Annotated in this window: 22 protein-coding genes and 4 tRNA genes; 11 read left to right on the top strand and 15 right to left on the bottom strand. The window is 72.9% G+C overall.

The features are described 5' to 3' along the window. Positions 1 to 112: 112 nt before the first annotated feature. The 8 genes from AW16_RS0109550 to AW16_RS0109585 form a co-directional block, all read right to left on the bottom strand. A complete protein-coding gene (locus AW16_RS0109550) occupies positions 113 to 433 on the bottom strand; it encodes a DUF3618 domain-containing protein (protein ID WP_051681831.1) in 321 nt (106 codons plus the stop codon). After that, entirely contained in the window at positions 430 to 825 is a 396-nt protein-coding gene (locus AW16_RS0109555) for a phage holin family protein (RefSeq protein ID WP_029289907.1), read from the bottom strand. The genes AW16_RS0109550 and AW16_RS0109555 overlap by 4 nt, the downstream gene beginning before the upstream one ends. Positions 826 to 944: 119 nt before the next feature. Further along, positions 945 to 1,364, bottom strand: coding sequence for a phage holin family protein (locus AW16_RS0109560; RefSeq protein ID WP_029289906.1), 420 nt, complete (start codon positions 1,362 to 1,364; stop codon positions 945 to 947). 33 nt (positions 1,365 to 1,397) lie between these two features. After that, entirely contained in the window at positions 1,398 to 2,600 is a 1,203-nt protein-coding gene (locus AW16_RS0109565) for a cation:proton antiporter (RefSeq protein ID WP_034648631.1), read from the bottom strand. A 65-nt stretch (positions 2,601 to 2,665) separates the two neighbouring features. Beyond that, positions 2,666 to 4,993: a SpoIIE family protein phosphatase gene (locus AW16_RS0109570; RefSeq protein WP_231496005.1), complete on the bottom strand. Its 2,328-nt coding sequence runs from the start codon at positions 4,991 to 4,993 to the stop codon at positions 2,666 to 2,668. Between the two features lie 75 nt (positions 4,994 to 5,068). Continuing rightward, positions 5,069 to 5,141 (bottom strand) — tRNA-Phe (locus AW16_RS0109575). A 61-nt stretch (positions 5,142 to 5,202) separates the two neighbouring features. Beyond that, positions 5,203 to 5,276, bottom strand: a tRNA-Asp gene (locus AW16_RS0109580). A 44-nt stretch (positions 5,277 to 5,320) separates the two neighbouring features. Then, positions 5,321 to 5,393, bottom strand: a tRNA-Glu gene (locus AW16_RS0109585). A gap of 143 nt (positions 5,394 to 5,536) precedes the next feature. On the opposite strand from AW16_RS0109585, the gene AW16_RS0109590 reads away from it, so the two are divergent. The 3 genes from AW16_RS0109590 to AW16_RS0109600 are packed head-to-tail and all read left to right on the top strand — an operon-like array spanning position 5,537 to position 7,744. Then, the gene (locus AW16_RS0109590) at positions 5,537 to 5,881 is read left to right on the top strand and encodes a metallopeptidase family protein (RefSeq protein WP_029289925.1); all 345 of its coding nucleotides are present in this window, start codon (positions 5,537 to 5,539) and stop codon (positions 5,879 to 5,881) included. After that, on the top strand, positions 5,881 to 6,813 hold the full coding sequence (locus tag AW16_RS0109595; protein WP_029289902.1) for a cation diffusion facilitator family transporter: 933 nt from the start codon (positions 5,881 to 5,883) through the stop codon (positions 6,811 to 6,813). The genes AW16_RS0109590 and AW16_RS0109595 overlap by 1 nt, the downstream gene beginning before the upstream one ends. A 34-nt stretch (positions 6,814 to 6,847) precedes the next feature. Next, complete coding sequence (locus tag AW16_RS0109600) at positions 6,848 to 7,744, top strand: LLM class flavin-dependent oxidoreductase (protein ID WP_029289901.1); 897 nt, start codon at positions 6,848 to 6,850, stop codon at positions 7,742 to 7,744. Here the strand turns inward: AW16_RS0109600 and AW16_RS0109605 are convergent. From AW16_RS0109605 to AW16_RS0109615, 3 genes are all read right to left on the bottom strand, one after another. Continuing rightward, positions 7,741 to 8,295: a dihydrofolate reductase family protein gene (locus tag AW16_RS0109605; RefSeq protein ID WP_029289899.1), complete on the bottom strand. Its 555-nt coding sequence runs from the start codon at positions 8,293 to 8,295 to the stop codon at positions 7,741 to 7,743. The genes AW16_RS0109600 and AW16_RS0109605 overlap by 4 nt on opposite strands. Positions 8,296 to 8,321: 26 nt before the next feature. Further along, complete coding sequence (locus tag AW16_RS17690; protein WP_051681830.1) at positions 8,322 to 9,092, bottom strand: STAS domain-containing protein; 771 nt, start codon at positions 9,090 to 9,092, stop codon at positions 8,322 to 8,324. 81 nt (positions 9,093 to 9,173) lie between these two features. Beyond that, entirely contained in the window at positions 9,174 to 9,593 is a 420-nt protein-coding gene (locus AW16_RS0109615) for a hypothetical protein (RefSeq protein ID WP_029289895.1), read from the bottom strand. 73 nt (positions 9,594 to 9,666) lie between these two features. Here AW16_RS0109615 and AW16_RS0109620 point away from each other — a divergent pair, with 73 nt between their 5' ends. Beyond that, positions 9,667 to 10,272: a TetR family transcriptional regulator gene (locus tag AW16_RS0109620; RefSeq protein WP_029289893.1), complete on the top strand. Its 606-nt coding sequence runs from the start codon at positions 9,667 to 9,669 to the stop codon at positions 10,270 to 10,272. 8 nt (positions 10,273 to 10,280) lie between these two features. On the opposite strand, the gene AW16_RS0109630 is transcribed toward AW16_RS0109620, so the two are convergent. Then, the gene (locus tag AW16_RS0109630) at positions 10,281 to 11,207 is read right to left on the bottom strand and encodes a LysR family transcriptional regulator (protein ID WP_051681829.1); all 927 of its coding nucleotides are present in this window, start codon (positions 11,205 to 11,207) and stop codon (positions 10,281 to 10,283) included. A gap of 86 nt (positions 11,208 to 11,293) precedes the next feature. On the opposite strand from AW16_RS0109630, the gene AW16_RS0109635 reads away from it, so the two are divergent. The 3 genes from AW16_RS0109635 (at position 11,294) to AW16_RS0109645 (ending at position 14,321) form a co-directional block, all read left to right on the top strand. After that, positions 11,294 to 12,361 carry a C4-dicarboxylate ABC transporter gene (locus AW16_RS0109635; protein WP_231496004.1) on the top strand — a complete coding sequence of 356 codons (1,068 nt, stop codon included), beginning with the start codon at positions 11,294 to 11,296 and terminating at the stop codon, positions 12,359 to 12,361. Positions 12,362 to 12,461: 100 nt separating this feature from the next. Next, complete coding sequence (locus AW16_RS0109640) at positions 12,462 to 13,904, top strand: collagen binding domain-containing protein (RefSeq protein ID WP_029289887.1); 1,443 nt, start codon at positions 12,462 to 12,464, stop codon at positions 13,902 to 13,904. A gap of 33 nt (positions 13,905 to 13,937) precedes the next feature. Continuing rightward, the gene (locus AW16_RS0109645) at positions 13,938 to 14,321 is read left to right on the top strand and encodes a barstar family protein (RefSeq protein WP_029289886.1); all 384 of its coding nucleotides are present in this window, start codon (positions 13,938 to 13,940) and stop codon (positions 14,319 to 14,321) included. Between the two features lie 8 nt (positions 14,322 to 14,329). Here AW16_RS0109645 and AW16_RS0109650 read toward each other — a convergent pair. From AW16_RS0109650 to AW16_RS0109660, 3 genes are all read right to left on the bottom strand, one after another. Further along, positions 14,330 to 14,405, bottom strand: a tRNA-Lys gene (locus AW16_RS0109650). A 69-nt stretch (positions 14,406 to 14,474) separates the two neighbouring features. Then, the gene (locus AW16_RS0109655; protein WP_029289884.1) at positions 14,475 to 16,535 is read right to left on the bottom strand and encodes a hypothetical protein; all 2,061 of its coding nucleotides are present in this window, start codon (positions 16,533 to 16,535) and stop codon (positions 14,475 to 14,477) included. A 126-nt stretch (positions 16,536 to 16,661) separates the two neighbouring features. Beyond that, entirely contained in the window at positions 16,662 to 17,396 is a 735-nt protein-coding gene (locus AW16_RS0109660) for a GntR family transcriptional regulator (RefSeq protein WP_197021597.1), read from the bottom strand. Between the two features lie 126 nt (positions 17,397 to 17,522). Between AW16_RS0109660 and AW16_RS0109665 the strand changes: the two genes are divergently transcribed. The 4 genes from AW16_RS0109665 to dhaK all read left to right on the top strand — a co-directional run bounded on the left by AW16_RS0109665 (position 17,523) and on the right by dhaK (position 20,863). Then, positions 17,523 to 18,377, top strand: a complete 855-nt coding sequence (locus AW16_RS0109665) for a class II fructose-bisphosphate aldolase (protein WP_051681828.1) — start codon at positions 17,523 to 17,525, stop codon at positions 18,375 to 18,377. Next, positions 18,374 to 19,153, top strand: a complete 780-nt coding sequence (locus AW16_RS0109670; RefSeq protein ID WP_029289878.1) for an HAD-IA family hydrolase — start codon at positions 18,374 to 18,376, stop codon at positions 19,151 to 19,153. The genes AW16_RS0109665 and AW16_RS0109670 overlap by 4 nt, the downstream gene beginning before the upstream one ends. Continuing rightward, positions 19,150 to 19,770: a dihydroxyacetone kinase subunit DhaL gene (gene dhaL, locus AW16_RS0109675; protein ID WP_231496003.1), complete on the top strand. Its 621-nt coding sequence runs from the start codon at positions 19,150 to 19,152 to the stop codon at positions 19,768 to 19,770. The genes AW16_RS0109670 and dhaL overlap by 4 nt, the downstream gene beginning before the upstream one ends. 97 nt (positions 19,771 to 19,867) lie before the next feature. After that, entirely contained in the window at positions 19,868 to 20,863 is a 996-nt protein-coding gene (gene dhaK, locus AW16_RS0109680) for a dihydroxyacetone kinase subunit DhaK (RefSeq protein WP_029289875.1), read from the top strand. Positions 20,864 to 20,910: the final 47 nt, after the last annotated feature.

Here is a 20,910-nt window from a genome sequence, read left to right as displayed (position 1 = left end):
AGCCGACCCGACGAGGTCGGTGCGCGGGCCGCGATGCGCCCGACAGGCCGTGACGGGCGCGCGCGCTGGTGAGGCGCGCACCGCACCACCGCGTCGTCGATGACGCGCGACGTCAACGACGACGGGCGCGCAGCACCACCAGTCCGACGACCAGTGCGACGCCGGCGGCGACGCCGCCCAGCACGATCCGCGCACGCCGTGCCGCCGCGGGGTCGTCGCCCGAGCCCGAGGCATCCGTGACCAGGCCGCGCGCGGCGGCCTGGGCGTCGTGCAGCACCGCGCCGGGCGTGAGCCGCGCGACGAGCGCGTCGATGCTCTCCGCGAGCTCCGCCCGGGTCGCGCCGATCTCCAGCTCGAGCTCCGCCATCCGGGGCGTCGTGAACGGGTCCGGCCTCGGCGTGCCGGCGGCCTTCTCGTCGGGCTCGTGGCTCATCGCTTGACCGCCTCCTTGACGACCTCGACGTCCGACTTCATGCTGGCGACCGCCTTGGTGGGCACGGGGGTACGTCCCTTCTTGACCATCGAGAGACCGACGAGCGCGAGGACGACGACCAGCAGCAGCAGCGCCCCCGTCACGATGAGGGCCGCGGCCCACAGCGGGAGCCAGAGGTCGAGCACGATGATCGCGAGCGCGATGACGGCTGCGAGCAGGTAGAGCGCGAAGAACGCGGCGGCCGCGATGAGCGCCCCGCCCGTGCCCAGCTTCTGCAGGCGACCGCTGATCTCGGCCTTCGCGAGGTCGATCTCCGCGCGGACCAGGCGCGCCGTGCGCTCGGCGACCTCGCTGAACAGCTCGCCGATGCTCCTCGTGTCCTGCGTCGTCATGGCGTCCTCCCGTCGTGCACGTCGGCCGGGCCGCACGGACGGCCGGCCTCCCGGCAAGTCTGCAGGTCGACGCCGCACGTCGCACCTTCGCAGCGGGCGGCGCGGTGGGCGTCAGGCGGTCAGTCCGCCCACGGGTGGACCTGGTCGCCCGCCGGGTGCACGACGGGTGCGGTGCGGGCCGCGGGCCTGGGCAGGCGGTGGCGCGCCCACGCCGCGAGCCCGCCCGCGACCAGGATGAGCGCGACGCCGACCAGCAGCGCGGCGAGCCACGGGTGCATGCCCGCTTGGGTGAGCGCCAGGACCACCGACGTCACCAGGAGCGCCAGCCCGAAGAACGTGAGCAGGAGCGCGGCGCCGAACCCGATGGCCGACGGGCGAACCTCGACGACGCGCGCGCGGACGCTCGCCTGCACGGCGTTGACCTCGGCCTGGATCGAGGCACGCACGCGGTCCTCGGCCTGCGAGATCTTCTCCCGGGCGCGTTCGGCGATCGGGTCGGTGAGGCGGTCGAAGAAGCTGCGGGGCTCGTCGCTGGGCACGGCTCTCTCCTCGTCGGGTTCGGTGCCTCCACCCTACTGAGCGTCGCGCAGGTCACCTGGGTCGTCGGCCCCAGACGTGCCGGCCGCCTCGGTGCGGTCGGTCGCGCCCAGCGTGCGTGCGAGCAGCGGGAAGAGCAGCACGGTGAGGGCGCCCGCGAAGACCAGGCAGCCGGCGGTGCCGACCGGGAGGCTGCCCTCGTCGACGGCCAGCTGTGTGAGCGCGACGAGCATCGGCAGGGTCGTCGCCGTGTACAGGCCGAGCTGCACGCGCTCGCGCGGCACCAGGTGCCGTCGGTACCAGAACAGCGCCGGGCCGCCGCGAACGGCACCGATGAGCACGACGAACACGATCGGCAGCCACGGCTGCTCGGCGATCGCGTCGAGCTGCAGCGCCATGCCGGACGACACGAAGAAGATGGGGATGAACACGCCCCAGCCGACGGTCTCGAGCTTGTGCGAGAGGTCGTCGTCCTGCGCCGGGACCCACGACCGCAGCACCATGCCCGCGAGGAACGCGCCGAGCACCGCGTCGAACCCCATCGAGCTGGACAGCGCGAGCAGGCCGACGAGCAGCAGGAGCGACACCCGCACCGGGCCCTGGCCGGTGCCGTCGCCGAGGGGACGCAGCAGCCCGCGGGTGCGGCCGAACGCGAACCGGCGAGGCAGCGTGCCGAGGACGACGACCGCGGCGGCGAACAGGACGAGCGCGACGAGTGCGACGAGCGTCCCGCGCGTCCCCAGGAAGAGGGCCATCGCGACGATCGGCCCCAGCTCGCCCACCGCGCCGCCCGCCATGACGTACCTGCCGAGAGGCCGGTCGGTGAGCCCCTCCTCCTTGAGCACGGGGACCAGGACGCCGAGCGCCGTGGTCGAGAGCGCGATCGTGATCGCGACGATCGCCGGGACGTCGCGCGTGATCGACAGCGCGACCAGGAGCAGCGCCCCGAGGACGATCGACGTCAGCCAGGCCCGCACGCCCAGCCGCCCGGCGGGCTGCCGGCCGATCCCGGGGTCGATCTCGTACCCCGCGAGCAGGAACAGGAACCCCATGCCGAGGTCGGACAGCAGGCCGACGGCCTCGGGCGACGACCAGTGCAGGCACTCGGGGCCGATGAGCACGCCGCCTGCCAGGAGCACGACGACCTGGGGCAGCCTCCAGCGCGCCGGCATCGTGCTGACCGCGACGAGCGTGAGGACGCTGACCGCGACGACGGGGAGCAGCGTGTCGAACTCCACGAACCGTCTCCTGTCGGTGCGATCAGGCCCGCGGTGGGGTCTGCGGGCCGTCTCACCGGATGATGTCAGACGGGGTCGCGCCGCAGCACGAGGAGGGTCAGGTCGTCGGTCGCGGCGTCGTCGCGGCACGCCGCCATGACGGCGTCGACGTCGGAGCCCAGCGGACCCGCGAAGAGCTCCTCGAGCCGCGCGAGGCCCGCGCGCAGCCCGGTCTGGCGCGAGTCGACCAGGCCGTCGCTGTACAGCACCAGCGCACCGCCGGGCTCGATCGTCGCCGGCGCCGACCGCGGTGAGCCGGACCCGACGCCGAGCGGTCGCTCGACGACGCCGTCGACCAGTGCGGGCCGGCGCCCCGGCGCCAGCAGCAGGGGGCGCGGGTGGCCCGCGACGGCGATGTCCACCTCGCCCGTGGCGGGGTGGAGCACCGCGACGACGACCGTCGCCATCTCCGTCGGCATCGTGTGCCGGACGACGCGGTCGAGCCACGCGACGGTCGTCGCGGCGTCGTCGCCCCGCAGCAGGTAGCCGCGCAGCGTGTTGCGCAGCTGTCCCATCGACGCGGCCGCGGCCAGGCCGTGGCCCGCGACGTCGCCGACGACGACGGCGACCCTGCCGTCGGGCAGCGTGAGCGCGTCGTACCAGTCGCCGCCCACCTGGCCGCCCGCGGAGGGCTCGTAGCGTGCCTCGATCGTCCATCCGGGCACGGCGGGGATCTCTGCCGGCAGGAGGCTGCGCTGCACCGCGAGCGCAGTCGCGAGCTGCCAGCGGTTGCGCAGCAGCAGGACCTCGAGCAGGCGCGGACGAAGCTCGGAGGCCGAGCGCAGCTGCTGCTCGGTCCACGGCTCGCTCGTGTCCCGCACCAGCTCGCTCCACCGGTCGAACGACTTGCGCGGGCTGAGCCGCACGGCATCGCCCTCGAGGCGGGCGATCGCCTTGTTGTGCGGGTCCCCGCCCCAGTCGACGCTGCGCACGGCCTCGTGCCGCAGCCAGACCACGCACTGCCCGTCGGGCAGGCGCACCGCGAGCAGGCCGGCGGCCCCCGGGAGCGCCGCAGCCAGCTCGGGCTCCTGGGCGACGAGCGACGTCCGGACCACGAGCTCCTGGTCCTGGGCGTCGACCCACGCGAGCAGCGGTGCCACGTCCTCCGGGACGTCACCCGTCGAGGCCACGCGACGTTCCACGCGCACGACCGCACCCTGCGCCGGCACGAGGTCGAGGACCGAGGGCCGCGCCGAGCCCGTGCGCCCCACCAGGGCGTCGGCGAGCGCGAGGTCCCCGTCACGGGCCGCGACCAGCAGCCGCTCGAGGGTGCCCGCGGCCGCGAGCTCCGCCTCGAGGTCGGCCTCCTGCGAGCGGGCGACGAACCGCAGGGACAGCGTCGAGCCCAGGAACTCCGCCGCCGCGCGCACGGCGTACGGCGGGCAGTGCGGTCCCGAGTAGTGGTGGCACGCGACGAGGCCCCACAGCCGGCCCTCGCGCAGCAGCGAGATCGACATCGACGCCGCGACGCCCATGTTGCCGAGGTACTCGCAGTGGATCGGCGAGACGCTGCGCAGGGTCGAGTACGTCAGGTCGAGCGGGAGCCCGGTGCTCTCGTCGAGGCCGGGGACGAGCGGCGCGGGCTGGTACGCGACGTCCGCGATGAGCCGGATCCAGCTCTTCTCGTACAGCGCGCGGGCCTGCGGCGGGATGTCGCTCGCGGGGTAGTGCAGGCCGAAGAACGAGTTGAGGTCGTCGCGCTTCGCCTCGCCGACGACCTCGCCGTTGTACTGCTCGTCGAACCGGTAGACCATCACGCGGTCGAAGCCGGTGAGCGCGCGGACCTCGTTCGCCGCGACGTCGTACAGCTCCGGGAGCGTGAGCGCGCGGTTGAGGCGCTCCACGGCACCGCGCACCGCCTGGTAGGTGTTGGGGAAGGAGAACGGGCGTGGGCCGCGGGAGGCCTCGAGCTCGACGACGAGCAGCGTGCCCTGCCCGACGGCGACGCGGTGCAGCACCGCGTCGACCTCGAGCGGGCCGTCGACCGTGCCGGCCGTGACCACCAGCGGGTTGCGTGCGCGCAGGTCGCCCCAGGTCTGCAGGTGCGCGCGCAGCGGGTCGGTGGCCTCGCGCCCCAGCACGTCGTCGAGCGACGAGCCCAGCACGTCGTCGACGCCCACGCCGAGCAGGTCCGCGACGTTGGCGGAGACGTGCCGCACCACGAGGTCCGGCTCGGTGACCGCGAGGAACACACCCCAGCGCTGGATGCTGCCGGGGATGTGGATGGGCTCGCGAGCGCAGTTGTCGAGGTCGACCGGAACGCCCGGGGCCAGCAGGTCGTCGCTCGTCGTCGTGCCTCTCTGGTGGACCGCGGTACGTCTGGACAGCGATGCGCGCCGTCGTCGCCGCGCCACCGAACCGTAACCCAGGGTGGTGACGCCCGAGCACGACGAAGGCCCGCACGCTGCTCGCGTACGGGCCTCCCGCGGTGGCTCCGACCGGCGTCGATCCGGTGACCTTTCGATTTTCAGTCGAACGCTCTACCAACTGAGCTACAGAGCCGTGGGGGACCTGTGCCGGACCCCCGGAACGAGAACGCCGGTCCGAGGACCGGCGCTTCGAGCGACCCCGACGGGACTTGAACCCGCGACCTCCGCCGTGACAGGGCGGCGCGCTAACCAACTGCGCTACGGGGCCTTGGTGTGAATCAAGACCTTCTTGCTGTACTGCTGAACTGCTCGTACCCCCAACGGGATTCGAACCCGTGCTACCGCCGTGAAAGGGCGGGGTCCTAGGCCGCTAGACGATGAGGGCGAGTCCGCCCCTGACGTCGAGGCGCCGGATGACCGTGGTAGAGCATACGGGGTCGCGCGCCCGATCTCCAAAGCGAGGTCGACGTGGCCTGCGCCACCCTCGTTCGCACCCGGCCGACCAGGCAGGATGGTGCCGTGTTCGAGATGCCGCGCGCCGAGTTCGAGGACGCGGTCCGTGACGCGCTGGACGAGGTCCCGCCCGAGCTGACCGCGCTCATGGACAACGTCGTCGTGCTCGTCGAGGACCACGCGCCCGCCGACGACCCGACGCTGCTCGGGCTGTACGAGGGCATCCCGCTCACCGAGCGCACCTCCTTCTACGCCGCGGGCTCGCTGCCCGACCGGATCACGATCTACCGGCTGCCGACGCTCGAGATCTGCGAGACGCGCGACGACGTCGTCGAGGAGGTCGCGATCACCGTGGTCCACGAGATCGCGCACCACTTCGGCATCGACGACGACCGCCTGCACGAGCTGGGGTGGGACTGATGGGCCACGCGCACGGCAGCGGCCACTCCCACGCGCACGACCACGTGACCGCCGCGCACGCGCACCGCGGGCGACTCGTGGCCGTGCTCGCGCTCACGCTCGTCGTGATGGCGGTCGAGGTCGTTGGCGGCGTGGTCTCGGGCTCGTTCGCGCTCGTCGCCGACGCGGGACACATGCTCACCGACGCCGCGGGCGTCGCGCTCGCGCTCGGAGCGACCGTGCTGGCCGCGCGGCCCGCGACCGAGACGCGCACGTTCGGGTGGCAGCGCGCCGAGATGCTGGCGGCGCTGGTCAACGGGCTGCTCATCGCGGTCGTCGGCGTGCTCGTGCTCGTCGGGGGCGTGCGGCGCATCGTGGCCCCCGAGCCCGTCGAGGGCGGTCTCATGCTCGTCGTCGCCGCGGTGGGCCTCGCCGCCAACGCCGTGGGCCTCGTGCTGCTGGTCCCCGGGCAGCGCGACTCGCTGAACCTGCGCGGCGCGTACCTCGAGGTGCTCGGCGACCTGCTGGGGTCCGCGGCGGTCATCGTCGCGGCGCTCGTGCTGCTCGCCACGGGGTTCGAGCGAGCCGACGGCATCGCGTCCGTCGCGATCGGCGTGATGATCCTGCCGCGCGCGGTCGGGCTGCTGCGGCAGGTCGCGCTCGTGCTGCTCGAGGCCACGCCCGCCGGGGTCGACCTGGGCGCGGTGCGCGCGCACATCTGCGGGGTCCGCGGCGTCGTCGGCGTGCACGACCTGCACGCGTGGACCATCACGTCGGGTGTGCCGGTGCTCTCCGCGCACGTCGAGGTGCCCGACGAGGTCCTCGAGCGTGGCGAGGCCGGCCGCGTGCTCGACGACCTGCGCGGCTGCCTCGCGGGGCACTTCGACGTGGACCACTGCACGTTCCAGCTCGAGCCGCCGTCGGCCGGCGAGGAGCAGCGCACGCACGCGTGAGCGGGTGTCGGACCCGCTCGCTAGGGTCGGTCGCATGGTGAGGGTCGGGGTGGTGCTGCTCCCGCAGGAGCGCTGGTCGGTCGCGCGTGACCGGTGGCGCCAGGTCGAGGAGTGGGGCTTCGACCACGCCTGGAGCTACGACCACCTGGCGTGGCGCTCGCTCGCCGACGAGCCGTGGTTCGCGACCGTGCCGCTGCTCGCGGCCGCGGCGGCCGTCACCGAGCGCATCGATCTGGGCACGTTCGTCGCGTCCCCCAACTTTCGCCACCCGGTCCCGTTCGCCAAGGACGTGCTCGGGCTCGACGACGTGTCGGGCGGCCGGTTCCTGCTCGGGCTCGGAGCCGGGGGTGAGGGGTTCGACGCGCGCGTGCTCGGGCCCGCGCCGACGCGCGGCGAGCGCACGCGCCGGTTCGAGGAGTTCGTCGGCGTGCTCGACCAGCTGCTCACGCAGCCCGTGACGAGCCATGCGGGCGAGTTCTACACGGCCGACGAGGCGCGGATGATCCCGGTGCCCGAGCGGCGACCGCCGTTCGTCGTCGCCGCCGCCGGCCCGCGGACCATGACGCTCGCGGCGCGGCTCGGCGACGGGTGGGTGACCTACGGACCGAGCTTCGGACCCGACGAGCAGGACGACCCCGCCGCGGCGCAGGAGGCGTGGTGGAGCGGGCTCGCGGAGGTGTCGTCGCAGGTCAGCGCGATCGAGGCGTCCGTGGGGCGGGACGTGCCGCTGCGGCGCTACCTGTCTCTCGACGGCGCGCCGATCTACTCGCTCACCTCGACCGACCTCGTGCTCGAGGGCATCGAGCGGGCGGCGGCGCTCGGGTTCGACGACGTCGTCGTGCACTGGCCGCGCGCCGAGGGCGTGTACGCGGGTTCCGAGCGCGTGCTGGAGGAGCTCGCGTCGCGGCTGCCGTCGATCCGGGCGGCCTAGCTCTCGCCGTCGCGATCGTCGCGGTCCACGCGGTAGCGCACGTGCACCACCCCGCTGCCGAACCGGCGCTCGTCGACGAGCGTGAGTCTGGCGTGCAGGTCGTCGGCCAGAGCGCGGGTGCCGCCGCCGACGACCACCGGGTGCAGGAACAGCCGGATCTCGTCGACGATCCCCGCCCGCAGGGCGTGCGCCGCGATCGTGGGGCCGCCGACGGTGACGTGGCCGGGGATGGCCCGCACCGCGTCCGGGTCGAAGCGGCGCTCGAGCCGCGTGCGCGGGGTCGTCGTCGCGGCGAGCGTCGAGGAGAAGACGACCTTGTCCGCGTCGCGCCAGATGCGTGCGTAGTCGGCGGTCGTCGGGTCGTCGTCGCCGATCGTCTGCCACACCGCCATGACCTCGTACATGCGCCGGCCGTAGAGGTAGGTGGTGGCGGTGCGCTCGAGGTCGTTGACGAACCGGTGCACCTCGTCGTCGGGTGCGGCCCAGCCGAACCCGCCGGACGCGTCGTTCACGTACCCGTCGAGCGAGGTGATCGCGGAGTAGGTCAGCATGCGGGCTCTCCTGCGCTCGGAACGGCTCAGGGCTGGTCGACGAGGTCGACGAGGTCGCGCACGCCCATGACCTCGACGAGGAAGCGCAGGCGCTCGGGCGCGCCCACGATCCGCACGCGTTCGCCCGACGACCGGTACGTGAGCGCGATGAAGCGCACGACCGTCGAGTCGACGAACGTCACGTCCGACGCGTCGATCGTCAGCGCGGGCCGCAGGTGTCCGTCCTCGGCGCCGTGCGCGACGTCCTCGAGGCGCTCGCTCAGCGCGGCGTCGATCTCGCCGACGAGCACGACGACGCCGTCGTCGCGCACGCTCACCGACCCGGCCTGGCGCATCGCTGCGTCGGGTGCCTCGTCGAAGACCGCCCACACCGTCTTCGAGCTGGCGTCGGCGAACCAGCCCACGTCGAGCGACAGTTCGCGCGCGAGGTGCAGCCCGAGCCCGCCGGCTCCCAGCACCCGGCGGCCGGCGAACACCGGCGTGACCGCCACGTCGTGGTCGGCCACCTCGAGCAGGTACGACCCGGCCCGCCGGTGCAGCCGCACGAGCGTCGGGGGCAGGCCGTGGTGCAGCGCGTTCGTCGCGAGCTCGGACGCGATGAGCACGATCTTGCTGGGGGTGTCGTCGAGCGACTCCGTGGGCGACGCGCCCTCGGCCTCCAGCCGACGGCCGAGGTCCGACCGGAGCGACGCGAGCTCGTCGGCCGAGCCGAGCGTCCACTCGTCGAGCAGCGTGTACCCCGCGGGCGGCCGTGCCATGGGCAGGTCGTCGTCGGTCTCGGTCACGTCGATCGGCACCGGAGGTACTCCCGGGGTGGAGGGGGGCGGCCCGCCGAGCGTACGTCGTGGCGAGCGCCGGCGCGCGTCCTCGCGGGTCCGTCAGGCGGTCGCGCCCGCGGCGCGGGTCGCCTCCTCGATCATCCGGACGAGGGCCGTGAGGTCCTCCTCGAACGTGAGCTCGCGCAGCATCGTCGTCGGGCGGTCGTCACGCATGCGCCAGACGAACGCGTAGAGCACCGGACGCCCGTCCTTCACGCGGCGCATGACGACGATGCCGGTGTCGCCCACGACCGTCGTCGTCGGGAACGACGCGTCGTCCGCCGGCTCCATCGTGAGGCCCTGCGCCGCGAGCTGGCCGAACCGCGCCATGAGCTGGGGCTTGGTGATCCGCACGACCTGACCGGCCTGGTCGATCCGCAGGTTCTCGAACTCGTCGTCGTACACCGCGTCGAGCCGCGCGAGGTCCATCGTTACCCCGGCGTCGAGGTAGTCCTGCATGGCGTCCACGAGCGTCGTCATCGTTCCTCCTATAGCGGTGTTATAGCAACGATGCCGACGATAGGTATAGCGGTGTTATAGAGTCAACCCCGACATGGCGATCGACACCGAGCAGATCCTCGACGCGGCCCTCGACCTCCTGCGCGAGGGAGGGCTCGATGCCGTCACGGTGCGCGCGCTCACGACGCGCCTCGGCGTGCAGGCGCCCGCCGTGTACTGGCGCTTCGCGGGCAAGCGAGAGCTGCTGGACGCAGTCGCGGAGTCGGTGCTCGCCGAGCGCGTGCCCGGCCTCCCGCCGTTCGACGGGGTGCAGCCGTGGGCGCCGTGGTGGGCGGACCGGCTCCGGGCGCTGCGCGCAGCGATGCTCGCCTACCCGGACGGCGCCCGGCTCGTCACGGGCGCCACGCCCCTGCGGGTTCCGACCCTCGAGCGGCTCGTCGACGACGGTCTCGCGGCCGCCGAGGTCGCGGGCCTCGACCTCCTCGACGCGGCCGTGCGCGTCTACACCTCGCTGCACTACACGTTCGGCCACGTCATCGAGGAGCAGGACTCGGCCGCTGTCGGGCGGATGGACGACGAGACGGCGGCGTCGTTCCACGAGCGGTACCCCGCCGTGGCGCGGCTGCTCGCGCTGGCGGTGTCGTCAGGCGCGACGCCGGACGACGCGTTCGACGCCGGGCTGCACCTGATCCTGCGCTGAGTGCCCGGTCAGAGCCGCCCGCCGGTGGACGGGCCGTGGGCCTCGTCGACGATGCGGGCGAGCGCGCGGGCCGAGTCCGGGACGCGGGGGAGCGACCGGGACCAGACGAGCGTCAGCGGGCGGTCCAGCGCGACGTCGGTGACCGAGACCTCGACGAGGCTGCCGGCGGCGAGCGCCTCGCGGACGGCGAGCCGGCTCAGCACCGCCGGGCCGCTGCCGGCGGCGACCGTGGCGCGGACCGCGGCGGTCGTCGGGAGCTGCGCGGCGGGGGTGCGGACGGCGTCGGCGCCGAGAGCTCCGGCGAGCGCCGCCTCGAACGCGGCGCGCGTGCCCGAACCCGCCTCGCGTGCGACGAGGGGCGCGGCAGACAGCTCGGCGCCGGTGATCGCATCGCGCGAGGCCCAGGGGTGGTCGGGCGCGACGACCACGACGAGCTCGTCGCGTGCGACGACGCGCGAGCGGACGTCGTCCGGGACGTGCGGGGTCTCGACGAAGCCGATGTCGCACGCGCCGTCGCGCACGAGCTCGAGCACGCGAGCGCTGTTCGCCGCGGTGAGCTCGACGTCCTGCGTCCCGGGAACGCCGGTCGCGCGCAGGCGCACGAGCCACGCGGGCAGCAGGTGCTCCGCGACGGTCAGGCTCGCGGCGACCCGCAGCGCCGCCGCACCCTCGCCGCGCAGGCTGGCGACCGCGACGTCGAAGCGGGTCGCGGCCTCGACGACCTCGGCGGCCCACGACGCCACGACGCGTCCGGTCGTCGTCAGCTCGGACCCGCGCGCGGACCGGTCGACGAGCCGCGCGCCGACCTCTCGCTCGGTGGCCCGGACGCGCTGGCTGACCGCCTGCTGGCTCATCCCGAGTGCCCGCGCCGCAGCCGAGATGCTGCCCTGCTCGTCCACCGCGACCAGCACGCGCATCGCCGTCAGGTCCGTCATGGCGCCCAGGGTGTCACAAGTAACGCTTGTGCCCGGACAACGTCTCTCGTCTACCGGCCGCCTCGGCGCCCGACCAGGCTGAGCACGTGCTCCAGCAGCTCCCCACGCGCCCTCGGATCGGCGTCCGCCGGCTCGGACCCAACTGGTTCGCCTCCGTCATGGGCACGGGCATCGTCGCGACCGCCGGCGCCGGCCTCCCGCGCGCGCTCCCTGGCGTGCGACCGTTCGCGACGACAGTGTGGGTGCTCGCCGCGACGTTGCTGCTCGTGCTCGTCGTCGCGACCGCGGTGCACTGGGTGCGGCACCGCGACGCCGCGCGCGCCCACGTGCTCGACCCGGTGATGGCCCACTTCTACGGCGCGCCGCCGATGGCGATCATGACGGTCGGGGCGGGTGCGCTCGTCGTCGGCCCACCGCTGCTCGGCGCTCGTACGGCAGTGCTCGTCGACGCCGCGCTGTGGTCGGTCGGCACCGTGCTCGGGCTCGCGACCGCCGTCGTCGTCCCCGTCGTCGCCGCGACCCGGCACGAGCCGCACCCGCCGTTCGCCGGCAGGCTCATGCCCGTCGTCCCGCCCATGGTCTCCGCGGCCACCGGCGCGGTGCTCCTGCCGCACGTCCCGCCCCACCAGCGCGGGCCGTTCGGGGTGGCGCTCGTCGTGCTGTTCGTCGCGGGGCTCGTCGGGACGCTCCTCGTGCTGCCCGGGGTGGTGCGCGCCGTCCGGGGCGGCCACCTCGGGACCGTGGCGCTCGTGCCGACGCTGTGGATCGTGCTCGGCCCGCTCGGCCAGTCGGTGACCGCGGCCAACCTCATGGCCGGCGACGCGGCGCTCGTCGACCCGTCCGCCGCCCGGCTCGCGCGCGGTGTCGCGGTCGCGTTCGGCGTCGTCGTGCTGACCGCCGCCGCGGTGTGGGCATGTGTCGCGCTGCGGCTGACGCTCGCCGCCCGTCCGCCGTTCGGGCTGCCGTGGTGGTCGTTCACGTTCCCCGTCGGGACGTGCGTCACGGGGCTCTCGGCGCTCGCGGTGCGGACGGGGGCGCGCCCGCTCGCCGACGTCGCGCTCGCGGCGTACCTCGTGCTCGTCGTGGTCTGGGCGACGGTGGCGGCGCGCACCTGGCGGGGCGTCGTCGTGACGCGCGTGCTGCTGCCGGCGTGAAGCGTCCACGGTGGCCCCACAGCTCCTGCACATGAGCGCCACCGGTGGGCTCCCGGCCGCGGTACCGTCAGCCTGACGACGACGACTGCGGGGGGCAACCATGAAGGTGCGAGACCTGTCGGTGCGACACCAGGCGACGGCGACCGCGGCGGCCGTCGCGGTCGGGGCGCTCGTCCTCGGCCTGAGCGGGACCGCGCCGGCCCTTGCCGCCGACACGCCGACCGTCACCGTCTCGGGCACCATCACGATGCACGGCAGCCCCGTGCCCGGTGCCGACGTCGAGGTGATGGACTGGTACACCGACGACGACGTGTGGGAGACGGTGGCGCACGGAAGTGCGGACGCCGACGGGCACTACGCGATCGAGGTGGACTCAGGGGCGTACCCGCACACGTACACCGTGGGCGCGACGGGCGGCACGCCCGAGTCCTCGCTCTGGACGTTCTACGGCGGGACCGTCCGCGACTGGGACGCGCGTCTGCTGAAGGTCACGCCCGGCTCGGCCGTGACCGCCGACGTGGAGCTGATCGCCGGTGCCTCGGTCGCCGGAACGGTCGTCGACGACCATGGCAAGCCCGTCAAGGGTGCGAACGTCGTGGCGAGCAACCTCGACCGCGTCGGTGAGGTCGCGGGCACCACCGACGCGACCGGCGCGTACGAGCTTGATGGTCTGCCCGCGGGCCCGGTCGTCGTCTCGGCACCGGGCGCGCAGACCGTCACGTCGACCAGGACCGTTACCGCGGTGCAGGGCTCGACCGTGCAGGTCGGCCGCATCTCGATCCACCAGGGTTCGACGATCACGGGCCGGATCAAGGCGACCCGTCCGTACGACCAGAAGGTCGTGCTCCTCGACACGAAGTGGCGCCAGGTCCGCACGGGGACCCCGGACCGCTCGGGGAACGTCCGGTTCACAGGGCTCCCGCACGGCGCGTACCGCGTCGTCCTGAGTGGGACGAACGTCAGCAAGCGGGTCGTCGTCTCGGCGAGCAGCACCGCCTCCTTCGGGACGATCGAGCGCGCGAACCGCAAGAAGCTCTCCGGCACCGTGCGCACGCCCTCCGGCAAGCCCCTGGCGCACGCGGACGTCGCAGTGACGGACGCGTACGGAACGAGATCCGGAACCGCGACGACCGACTCGAAGGGGCGCTTCTCGGTCATCTGGGTGCTCGGCGGGACGTACACGGTCACTGCCTCGCGCCCCTCCGCCGGCTACGCCACCGGCACGAAGACCGTCAAGGCGACCGGCCACCAGGACGTCACCGGTGTCGTCGTCTCCACGCACACGGGCGGGACCGTCAGCGGCGTCGTGAAGAACGCCCATGGCGAACCCGTCGAGGGTGTCTACGTCCGGGCCGCGAGCGCGACCGACCGCACGCTCCAGGTGCAGACGGACGACCACGGACGCTGGACGCTGACGGGTCTCGGCAAGGGGAAGTGGACCGTCGGCTTCGAGGACTGGTACCCGGGCGGTTACCGGAACGCCTCGCGGTCCGCGACGGTCACCGCCGGGAAGACGACGACGCTGTCGGTCACGCTGCACTGAGCGACGCCCTCACCCACCTGTGAGACTCGGGCGATGGCCGTGCACACGATCGAGGGGTCGCACGTCCGCGACATCCGCACGTTCTACGACGAGCTCAACCGGGTATTCATGGCAGACGAAGACTGGCGCCTCGGGCAGAGCCTCGACGCGCTCGCGGACATGCTGCACGGCGGGTTCGGGGCGCTGCTCGACGATCCCGCGCCGGTCGTCGTGTGGCGCGATCACCCCGCCAGCCGGGCCGCCCTCGGGGTCCAGGCGACGCGGGGGTGGATCGCGTCGCGCGCGTCCCGCCCTGGGTACGACCCAGCACGGCTGCAGGCGGACCTCGACGAGCTCGAGCGCGGCGGGCGGACGTACTTCGACATCGTGCTGGAGATCTTCGGGGAGTACCCGGAGATCGAGCTGCGGCTGGAGTAGCCGTGCGGTGGTGGGCCCCGTGGGGATCGAACCCACAACCCGCGGATTAAAAGTCCGCTGCTCTGCCGATTGAGCTAGAGGCCCTGACCAGGCGAGCGTAACTACCTCCCGGCCCGTGAGGACGCCGCCGCGTGGCGCTCGCCTCGGTCGCGGTCAGCGCACCGCGAGCTTCGTCGTCGCCGAGTTGCCGGACGTGAGCACCTTGGCCGTCGTCCCGGACGGGGTGAACGACGCGGAGACCTTGTACGTCCCGTGCTTGAGGCGGGGGAGCGTCACGGTGACCTTGTTCTTCGACGCGCTCGTCATCTTCGCCGTCACCGAGTGCGATCCGTACCGGACCTTGACGGTGCCGCTCGACCAGATCCTGCCGGTGACCTTGACGACCACCTTGGCGCGCGACGACGTGCGTACGGTGCGGTCGGCGAGCTTTGCGGTGACGGTCGGTCGCACCTTCGGGATGGTGACCGACGTGAGGTCGAACGACGTCGACGCGTACCCCGGGCGGGAGACGACCACGTGCGCATGGATCTTGCGGCCCACGTCGGACAGGTCGATCAGCTTCTTGGCCGAGTGGTTGTCCGAGCTGGTGACGTTGCCGGACTTCCAGGAGTAGGCGAAGCGGACGTCGGGCGAGTCCCAGGTGCCCGGCGAGACGGTGATCGTGGACCCAGAACGAGCGGTGCCGACGAACCGGGGCGCGACGAGCGCGCGCGGGGCTTTGCCCTCGAGGACGCCGAAGGCTGCGGTCGCGCCCCCGACATCGTGGCCCGGGCGGGTGCCGGTCGCCTTGAGTTCGACGAGCTTGCCCAGCTGGGCGGGCGTGGGCGTGAACGTCGCACCGGTGCCGACGGTTCGGCCATCGATCGACCAGGTGTAGGTGAGTGCGGTTCCAGCGTCCCAGCCGCTGGGCGCTGCCGTGATCCGGGACCCGACGCGCGGCTCGCCGGAGATGTCGACGAGTCCGCTCGGAGACGCGCCCGCGCTGACCGTCCACCACGAGGCGGGGGTATAGCTGCCGTCGAGGTGCTCTGGAGCGGTCGCGGTCGCGGTGACCCAGACGATGTGCCCGACATCGTCGGGTGCCACGCGGTAAGACGACCCCGAAGCGTCGGACGTGACGGTGCCGTGAGCGACGCGCCCGTCTGAGTACCACGTGTAGCTCGTCGTGGCTTCTGGTGTGTCCCAGGTCGGGGCCGCGACGGAGAGCACTCCGTCGACGACGAGATCACCCACCATCGCGGGGTGTGAGCCCGCGATGTTGATCGACTGCCAGACGACGGCGTCGACACCCGACGCCGGCGCCGCGAGCTCGGTCCCGAGGGTCGTGACGCGCGCGCCGACCTCGCCGACACATCCGTTGTCGCTGCTCTCCCAGCCGCGGAAGCAGACGGTGTACCGGGCGCCTGCGCGCAGACCGCCGACCGACCACGTGCCGTCGGATGCGACCGTGCTGCTGGACACGCGGCCGCCGTACGAGGCGGTCGTGAGCACGGTCCAGCGCACCCCGGCGCTCAGGGGGCGGTCCGCGTGGCGCAGGGTGCCGGAGATCGTCGCCGCTGGGTCCGGCACGACGTCCACGTCGGACCCCGCCGTGAACGCGCCGGCGTCGGTCGCCAGGTCCGAGGTCCGTCCGTCGGACGTCACCCACCCGCCGACGACTGTCGAGGCGGGGCCGGTCGTGACCTGGAGGCGGTAGGTGAGCTCGGGGTCGAGGCGCCGGACGCGGTAGGTGCCGTCGTCGGCCATCGGATACGAGAAGCCCGAGTTGCCGTCGGGCCCGATCGCGCTGACCCCGACCTGAGCGGGATCGGAGCCCGCGGGCGTGCGAACCGTGATCGTCCCGGCAGCACGCAGCGAGAACGTGCCGAGGTCGGCCGGCGCGTGGACGGGGACCGCGCGCTCGCGAGGTCCGACGAGTGCTCCGTCGCCGACGTAGCCGCCGACGTAGTCGTCGGTGCTCACCAGGACCTGCACCACGGGATCCCCGTGCGGGCCGACGCGCGGCCAGTCGAGCGTGAACGTCGCGACACCGTCGAGCGTGCGCACGGTGGGGTATCCCCATTGTGTGCCGTCGGAGTCGGTGACGCGTGCGTCGATCGAGTCGAGACCGTCCGGCACGGTCACGGCCCAGGTGAGCCGGTCGGTCGTCGTGTCGTCGGCGACGGTCGGGCTGATCGCGCCGGTGGAAGCGAGGATCGCGAGCGCGAGGGTCAACAGAGTGCGCGGAGCGCGGCGGGTGGAGGGCACTGTCGTCCTGTCGATCGGGGTACCGATGTCATCGGCAGCGCGTCATTGTGCCTTGACGTCTGCCCTCAGACAGCATCGGGCGGAGCGGTGCGACTAGCGCTCGTAGTCGAACCGGAGCCGCATCTTGTCCCCGCGGAACACGATCGACGAGTACTCGAACGGCGCCGACCGCCCGTCGGAGATCACGTCGTGCAGCAGCAGGGCCGGCTCGCCGCGCCGCATCTCGAGCAGCTTCGCCTCGATCGGGCTCACGGCGTGCGCCTCGAGGTGCTCGTTGACGTGCTTCATCGGCAGCCCGTAGTTCGTCTCGAGCACGACGCACAGCTGCTCGGACACGACGTCGTGGCGGTCGAGGTCAGGTGCGAGCGTGGCCGGGACGTGCGAGCGGTGCAGGCTGACGGGCTCGTCCTGCACGGACCGCACGCGCACGATCGTCCAGACCTGCTCGCCCTCGCCCAGCCCCAGCTCGGACCGCACGCCCGACGACGGGCTCTCGAGATCGAACGACACGAGGCGCGTGGTGGTGGGGTAGCCGAGGCCCTCGAGCTGCTCGCGCACGCCGCCGTAGGCGGGGGAGAGGGTGTCGATCTTCTGCGGCGCGACGTACGTGCCCTTGCCGGGGACGCGCACGAGCAGGCCGTCGTTGACTAGCTTGGTCAGGACGCCGCGGACCGTCATGCGGCTCAGGCCGTACATGCGGTTGAGCTCGTTCTCGGACGGGATGCGCTGGTTGGGCAGCCACTGCCCGTCGACGATCTTGGCGTGCAGGATCTGCTCGAGCTGGACGTACAGGGGCACCGCGGAGTCTCGTTCCAGCACCTCGGTCACGCGTCCGCCCCCTTCGTCGTCCCCGCATCGTAGCCGGACCATCCGACCCGTTGACCGCACCTGACTGCACCTGTATAGACTGCCGCCGGATCGGGATGCAAACGACGAGACGGACGAGGGGGTCGCGTGCTCGCATCGACGCTGGAGCTCGCCCGGGCCGGCCGGGAGCACGGGTACGCCGTGCCGGCGGTCAATGTGCTCGACGACCTGAGCCTGCGGGCGGTGGTCGAGGCCGCTGTCGCGGCTCGCTCGCCGTTGATCGTGCAGGTCTCGGTGAAGACGGTGCGGTCCGTGGGCACCGAGCTCATGACGACGATGTTCCGGCTGGCGACGAAGGACGCGCCGGTACCCGTCGCGCTGCACCTCGACCACTGCCCGGACCGCGCGGTCATCTCCGACGTGGTCGCCGCGGGGTGGTCGTCGGTGCTGTTCGACGCGTCCGACCGCGGCCTCGCGACCGCTGAGCGCGAGACCGCGGAGGTGGTCGCGCAGGCGCACGCCGCGGGCGTCGAGGTGGAGTCGGAGATCGAGAACATCATCGGCGTCGAGGACGGCGTCGGGTCGGACGTCGCGCTGCACGCGTACTCGGTGCAGGAGCTCGCGGACGTGGCGCAGCGGACGGGCGTCGACCTGGTCGCGCCCCAGCTGGGCACCGCGCACGGCGAGTACAAGGCCGCGCCGGTGCTGCGGCCGGACCGCGCGCGCGAGCTGGCGGCGCTCACCGACCGGCCGATCGTGCTGCACGGCGGCACGGGGCTGCGGGCGGAGGACTTCAGGGCGTTCATCGACGCGGGCTGCTCGAAGATCAACATCTCCACGGCCGTGAAGACGTCGTACATGCGCTCGGCGGAGGAGCACCTGGCGGGCGCCCGGGCGAGCGGGAGGTGGGACCCGCCCAGCATGTTCCGCGACATCTCGGCAGCGGTGCAGGCCGCGGTCGCGGGTCACATCGAGGAGTTCGGCTCGGCAGGTCGGGCATGAACGCGCTCGTGTTCGACTGCGACGGCGTGCTGGCCGACACCGAGCGCGACGGGCACCTGCCCGCGTTCAACGCCATGTTCGAGCGGCTCGGGGTGCCCGTGCGCTGGACGCAGGAGAGGTACGGCGAGCTGCTGGCGATCGGCGGGGGAAAGGAGCGGCTGGCGACGGTGCTCGACGACGCGCCGGGGATGCCCACCGACCCCGACGAGCGCCGCGAGCTGGTCGCACGCTGGCACCGCACGAAGACCGAGATCTACACACGGATGGTCGCCGACGGGGTGCTGCCCGCCAGGCCGGGGATCGCGCGGATCGTCGAGGAGGCGGCCGCCGCGGGCTGGGCGCTCGCGGTGGCGTCCACGTCCGCCGAGGCGTCGGTCCGCGCGGTGCTCGAGCACGCGGTCGGGGTCGAGCGGGCGCGGGACTTCGCGGTGTTCGCGGGGGACGTGGTCCCCGCCAAGAAGCCGGCGCCCGACATCTACGACCTGGCCCTGCGCGAGCTCGGCGTCGGGCCGGCCGAGACGGTGGTGGTCGAGGACAGCTCGAACGGGCTGCGCGCGGCGCTCGCGGCCGGCGGGCTCACCACGGTCGTCACGGTCAGCAGCTACACGGCCGACGAGGACTTCACGGGTGCCGCGCTCGTCGTCGACTCGCTCGGCGACCCGCCCGCGGATCCGACGACGGTGCTCGCCGACCCGTACGGCGTCGAACCCGCAGGCCGGGTCGATCTCGCCACCCTCACCGCACTGCTCACCGCCCGGACGAAGGAGCTCGCGTGACCCAGGAACGCGTGGAGTACGTGATGCGCACCATCACGGACCAGTGCATCGAGAACGAGCGGTACTTCAGCGACCTCGACTCCGTCGCGGGCGACGGCGACTTCGGCTACTCGCTCGCGCGCGGATTCGAGAACGTGCGCGACCAGTGGGACGGGTTCGACCGCGCGGACGCCGGGACCTTCCTGCAGAAGGTCGCGGTGACGATGAGCGGCCGCATCGGCGGCACGTCGGGGCCGATCTGGGGGACCGCAGTGCTGCGGGCCGCGGGAGTGGTCAAGGGCAAGCACGACGTCTCGGGCGACGACGTCGTCGCGATGCTGCGCGCCGCGGTCGAGGGGATCAAGGCGCGCGGCGGCGCGGACCTGGGGGACAAGACCCTCATCGACGCGCTCGTGCCGATGACCGATGCGATCGAGCGGGAGCTCGCCGCGGGTTCGTCGCCCGCCGACGTCGCGCGGGCTGCGGCGACCGCCGCACGTACGGCGGCCGACGCGACCAAGGAGCTGCAGGCGCGCCGCGGCCGGGCCGCGTACACGGGCGAGCGCAGCATCGGCTCGGTCGACCCGGGGGCGACGGCCGTGGCCGTGCTCGCGGAGAAGATCGCCGAGGGGTGGTGATCGTCGCCCGACGAGGCGGGTGCAGGGCGTGCAGGGGCAGGCACGGAGCGCGATCCAAGCAGCAGACCCACGACGACGTGCGGAAAGGCAGCCAGCGATGAAGAAGTTCGTCAACGACCCGCGGAACTTCGTGCCCGAGATGCTCACCGGCATCGCGCTCGCGAACCCCGACACCCTCACCTACGTGCCCGACTACAACCTCATCATGCGGGCCGACGCACCCCGGCAGGACAAGGTGTCGATCATCCAGGGCTCCGGATCGGGTCACGAGCCCGCCCACGTCATGGTCGTCGGCAAGGGGATGCTCGACGGCGCGTGCCCCGGGGACGTGTTCGCCGCACCGCCCATGGAGTACGTGCTCGAGACGGCGAAGCTGCTGCGCTCCGACAAGGGCGTCCTGCTCCTGGTGAACAACTACACAGGCGACAAGATGGCGTTCGAGATGGCCCAGGAGCTCGCCGAGGCCGAGGGCATGAACGTCAAGACGCTGTTCATCAACGACGACGTCGCGGTGCAGGACTCGACGTGGACGGTCGGCCGGCGCGGCGTCGCGGGCAACTTCTTCGTCATGAAGGCGGTCGGTGCAGCGGCCGAGGAGGGTGCGGAGCTGGACGAGATCGTCCGGATCGGCGAGAAGGTCAACTCCGTGACCCGGACGATGGGCATCGCGCTCACGCCGTGCACGCCGCCCGCGAAGGGCTCGCCGCTGTTCGAGCTCGGGGACGACGAGATGGAGGTCGGCGTCGGCATCCACGGCGAGCCGGGGCGGCGCCGCGCGAAGCTGGTGAGTGCCGACGAGATCGTCGACGAGCTGCTCGGCGCGGTGGTGCCGGACCTGCCGTACGAGTCGGGCGACGAGGTCGCGCTCATGATCAACGGCCTGGGCGGCACCCCGATCAGCGAGCTCTACATCCTCTACGGGATCGCCCACCGCAAGCTCGAGGAGAAGGGCATCAAGGTCTGGCGGTCGTACGTCGGTGAGTACTGCACCTCGCTGGACATGGCGGGCGCGAGCCTCACGCTGGTGAAGATGGACGACGAGATCGCCCGGCTGCTCGAGGCGCCCGCGGAGATCGCGATCCGGGTGTTCTGACCCCCGCTTCGTGCACACGTGCCGGGCCGCGCGAGGTCAGCCCATCA

It is taken from the genome of Cellulomonas sp. HZM, from assembly GCF_000708885.1.
GTDB lineage: Bacteria > Actinomycetota > Actinomycetes > Actinomycetales > Cellulomonadaceae > Cellulomonas.
The sequence above is the reverse complement of the archived record's forward strand: the minus strand, read 5'-3'. Positions and strand labels throughout refer to the sequence as shown.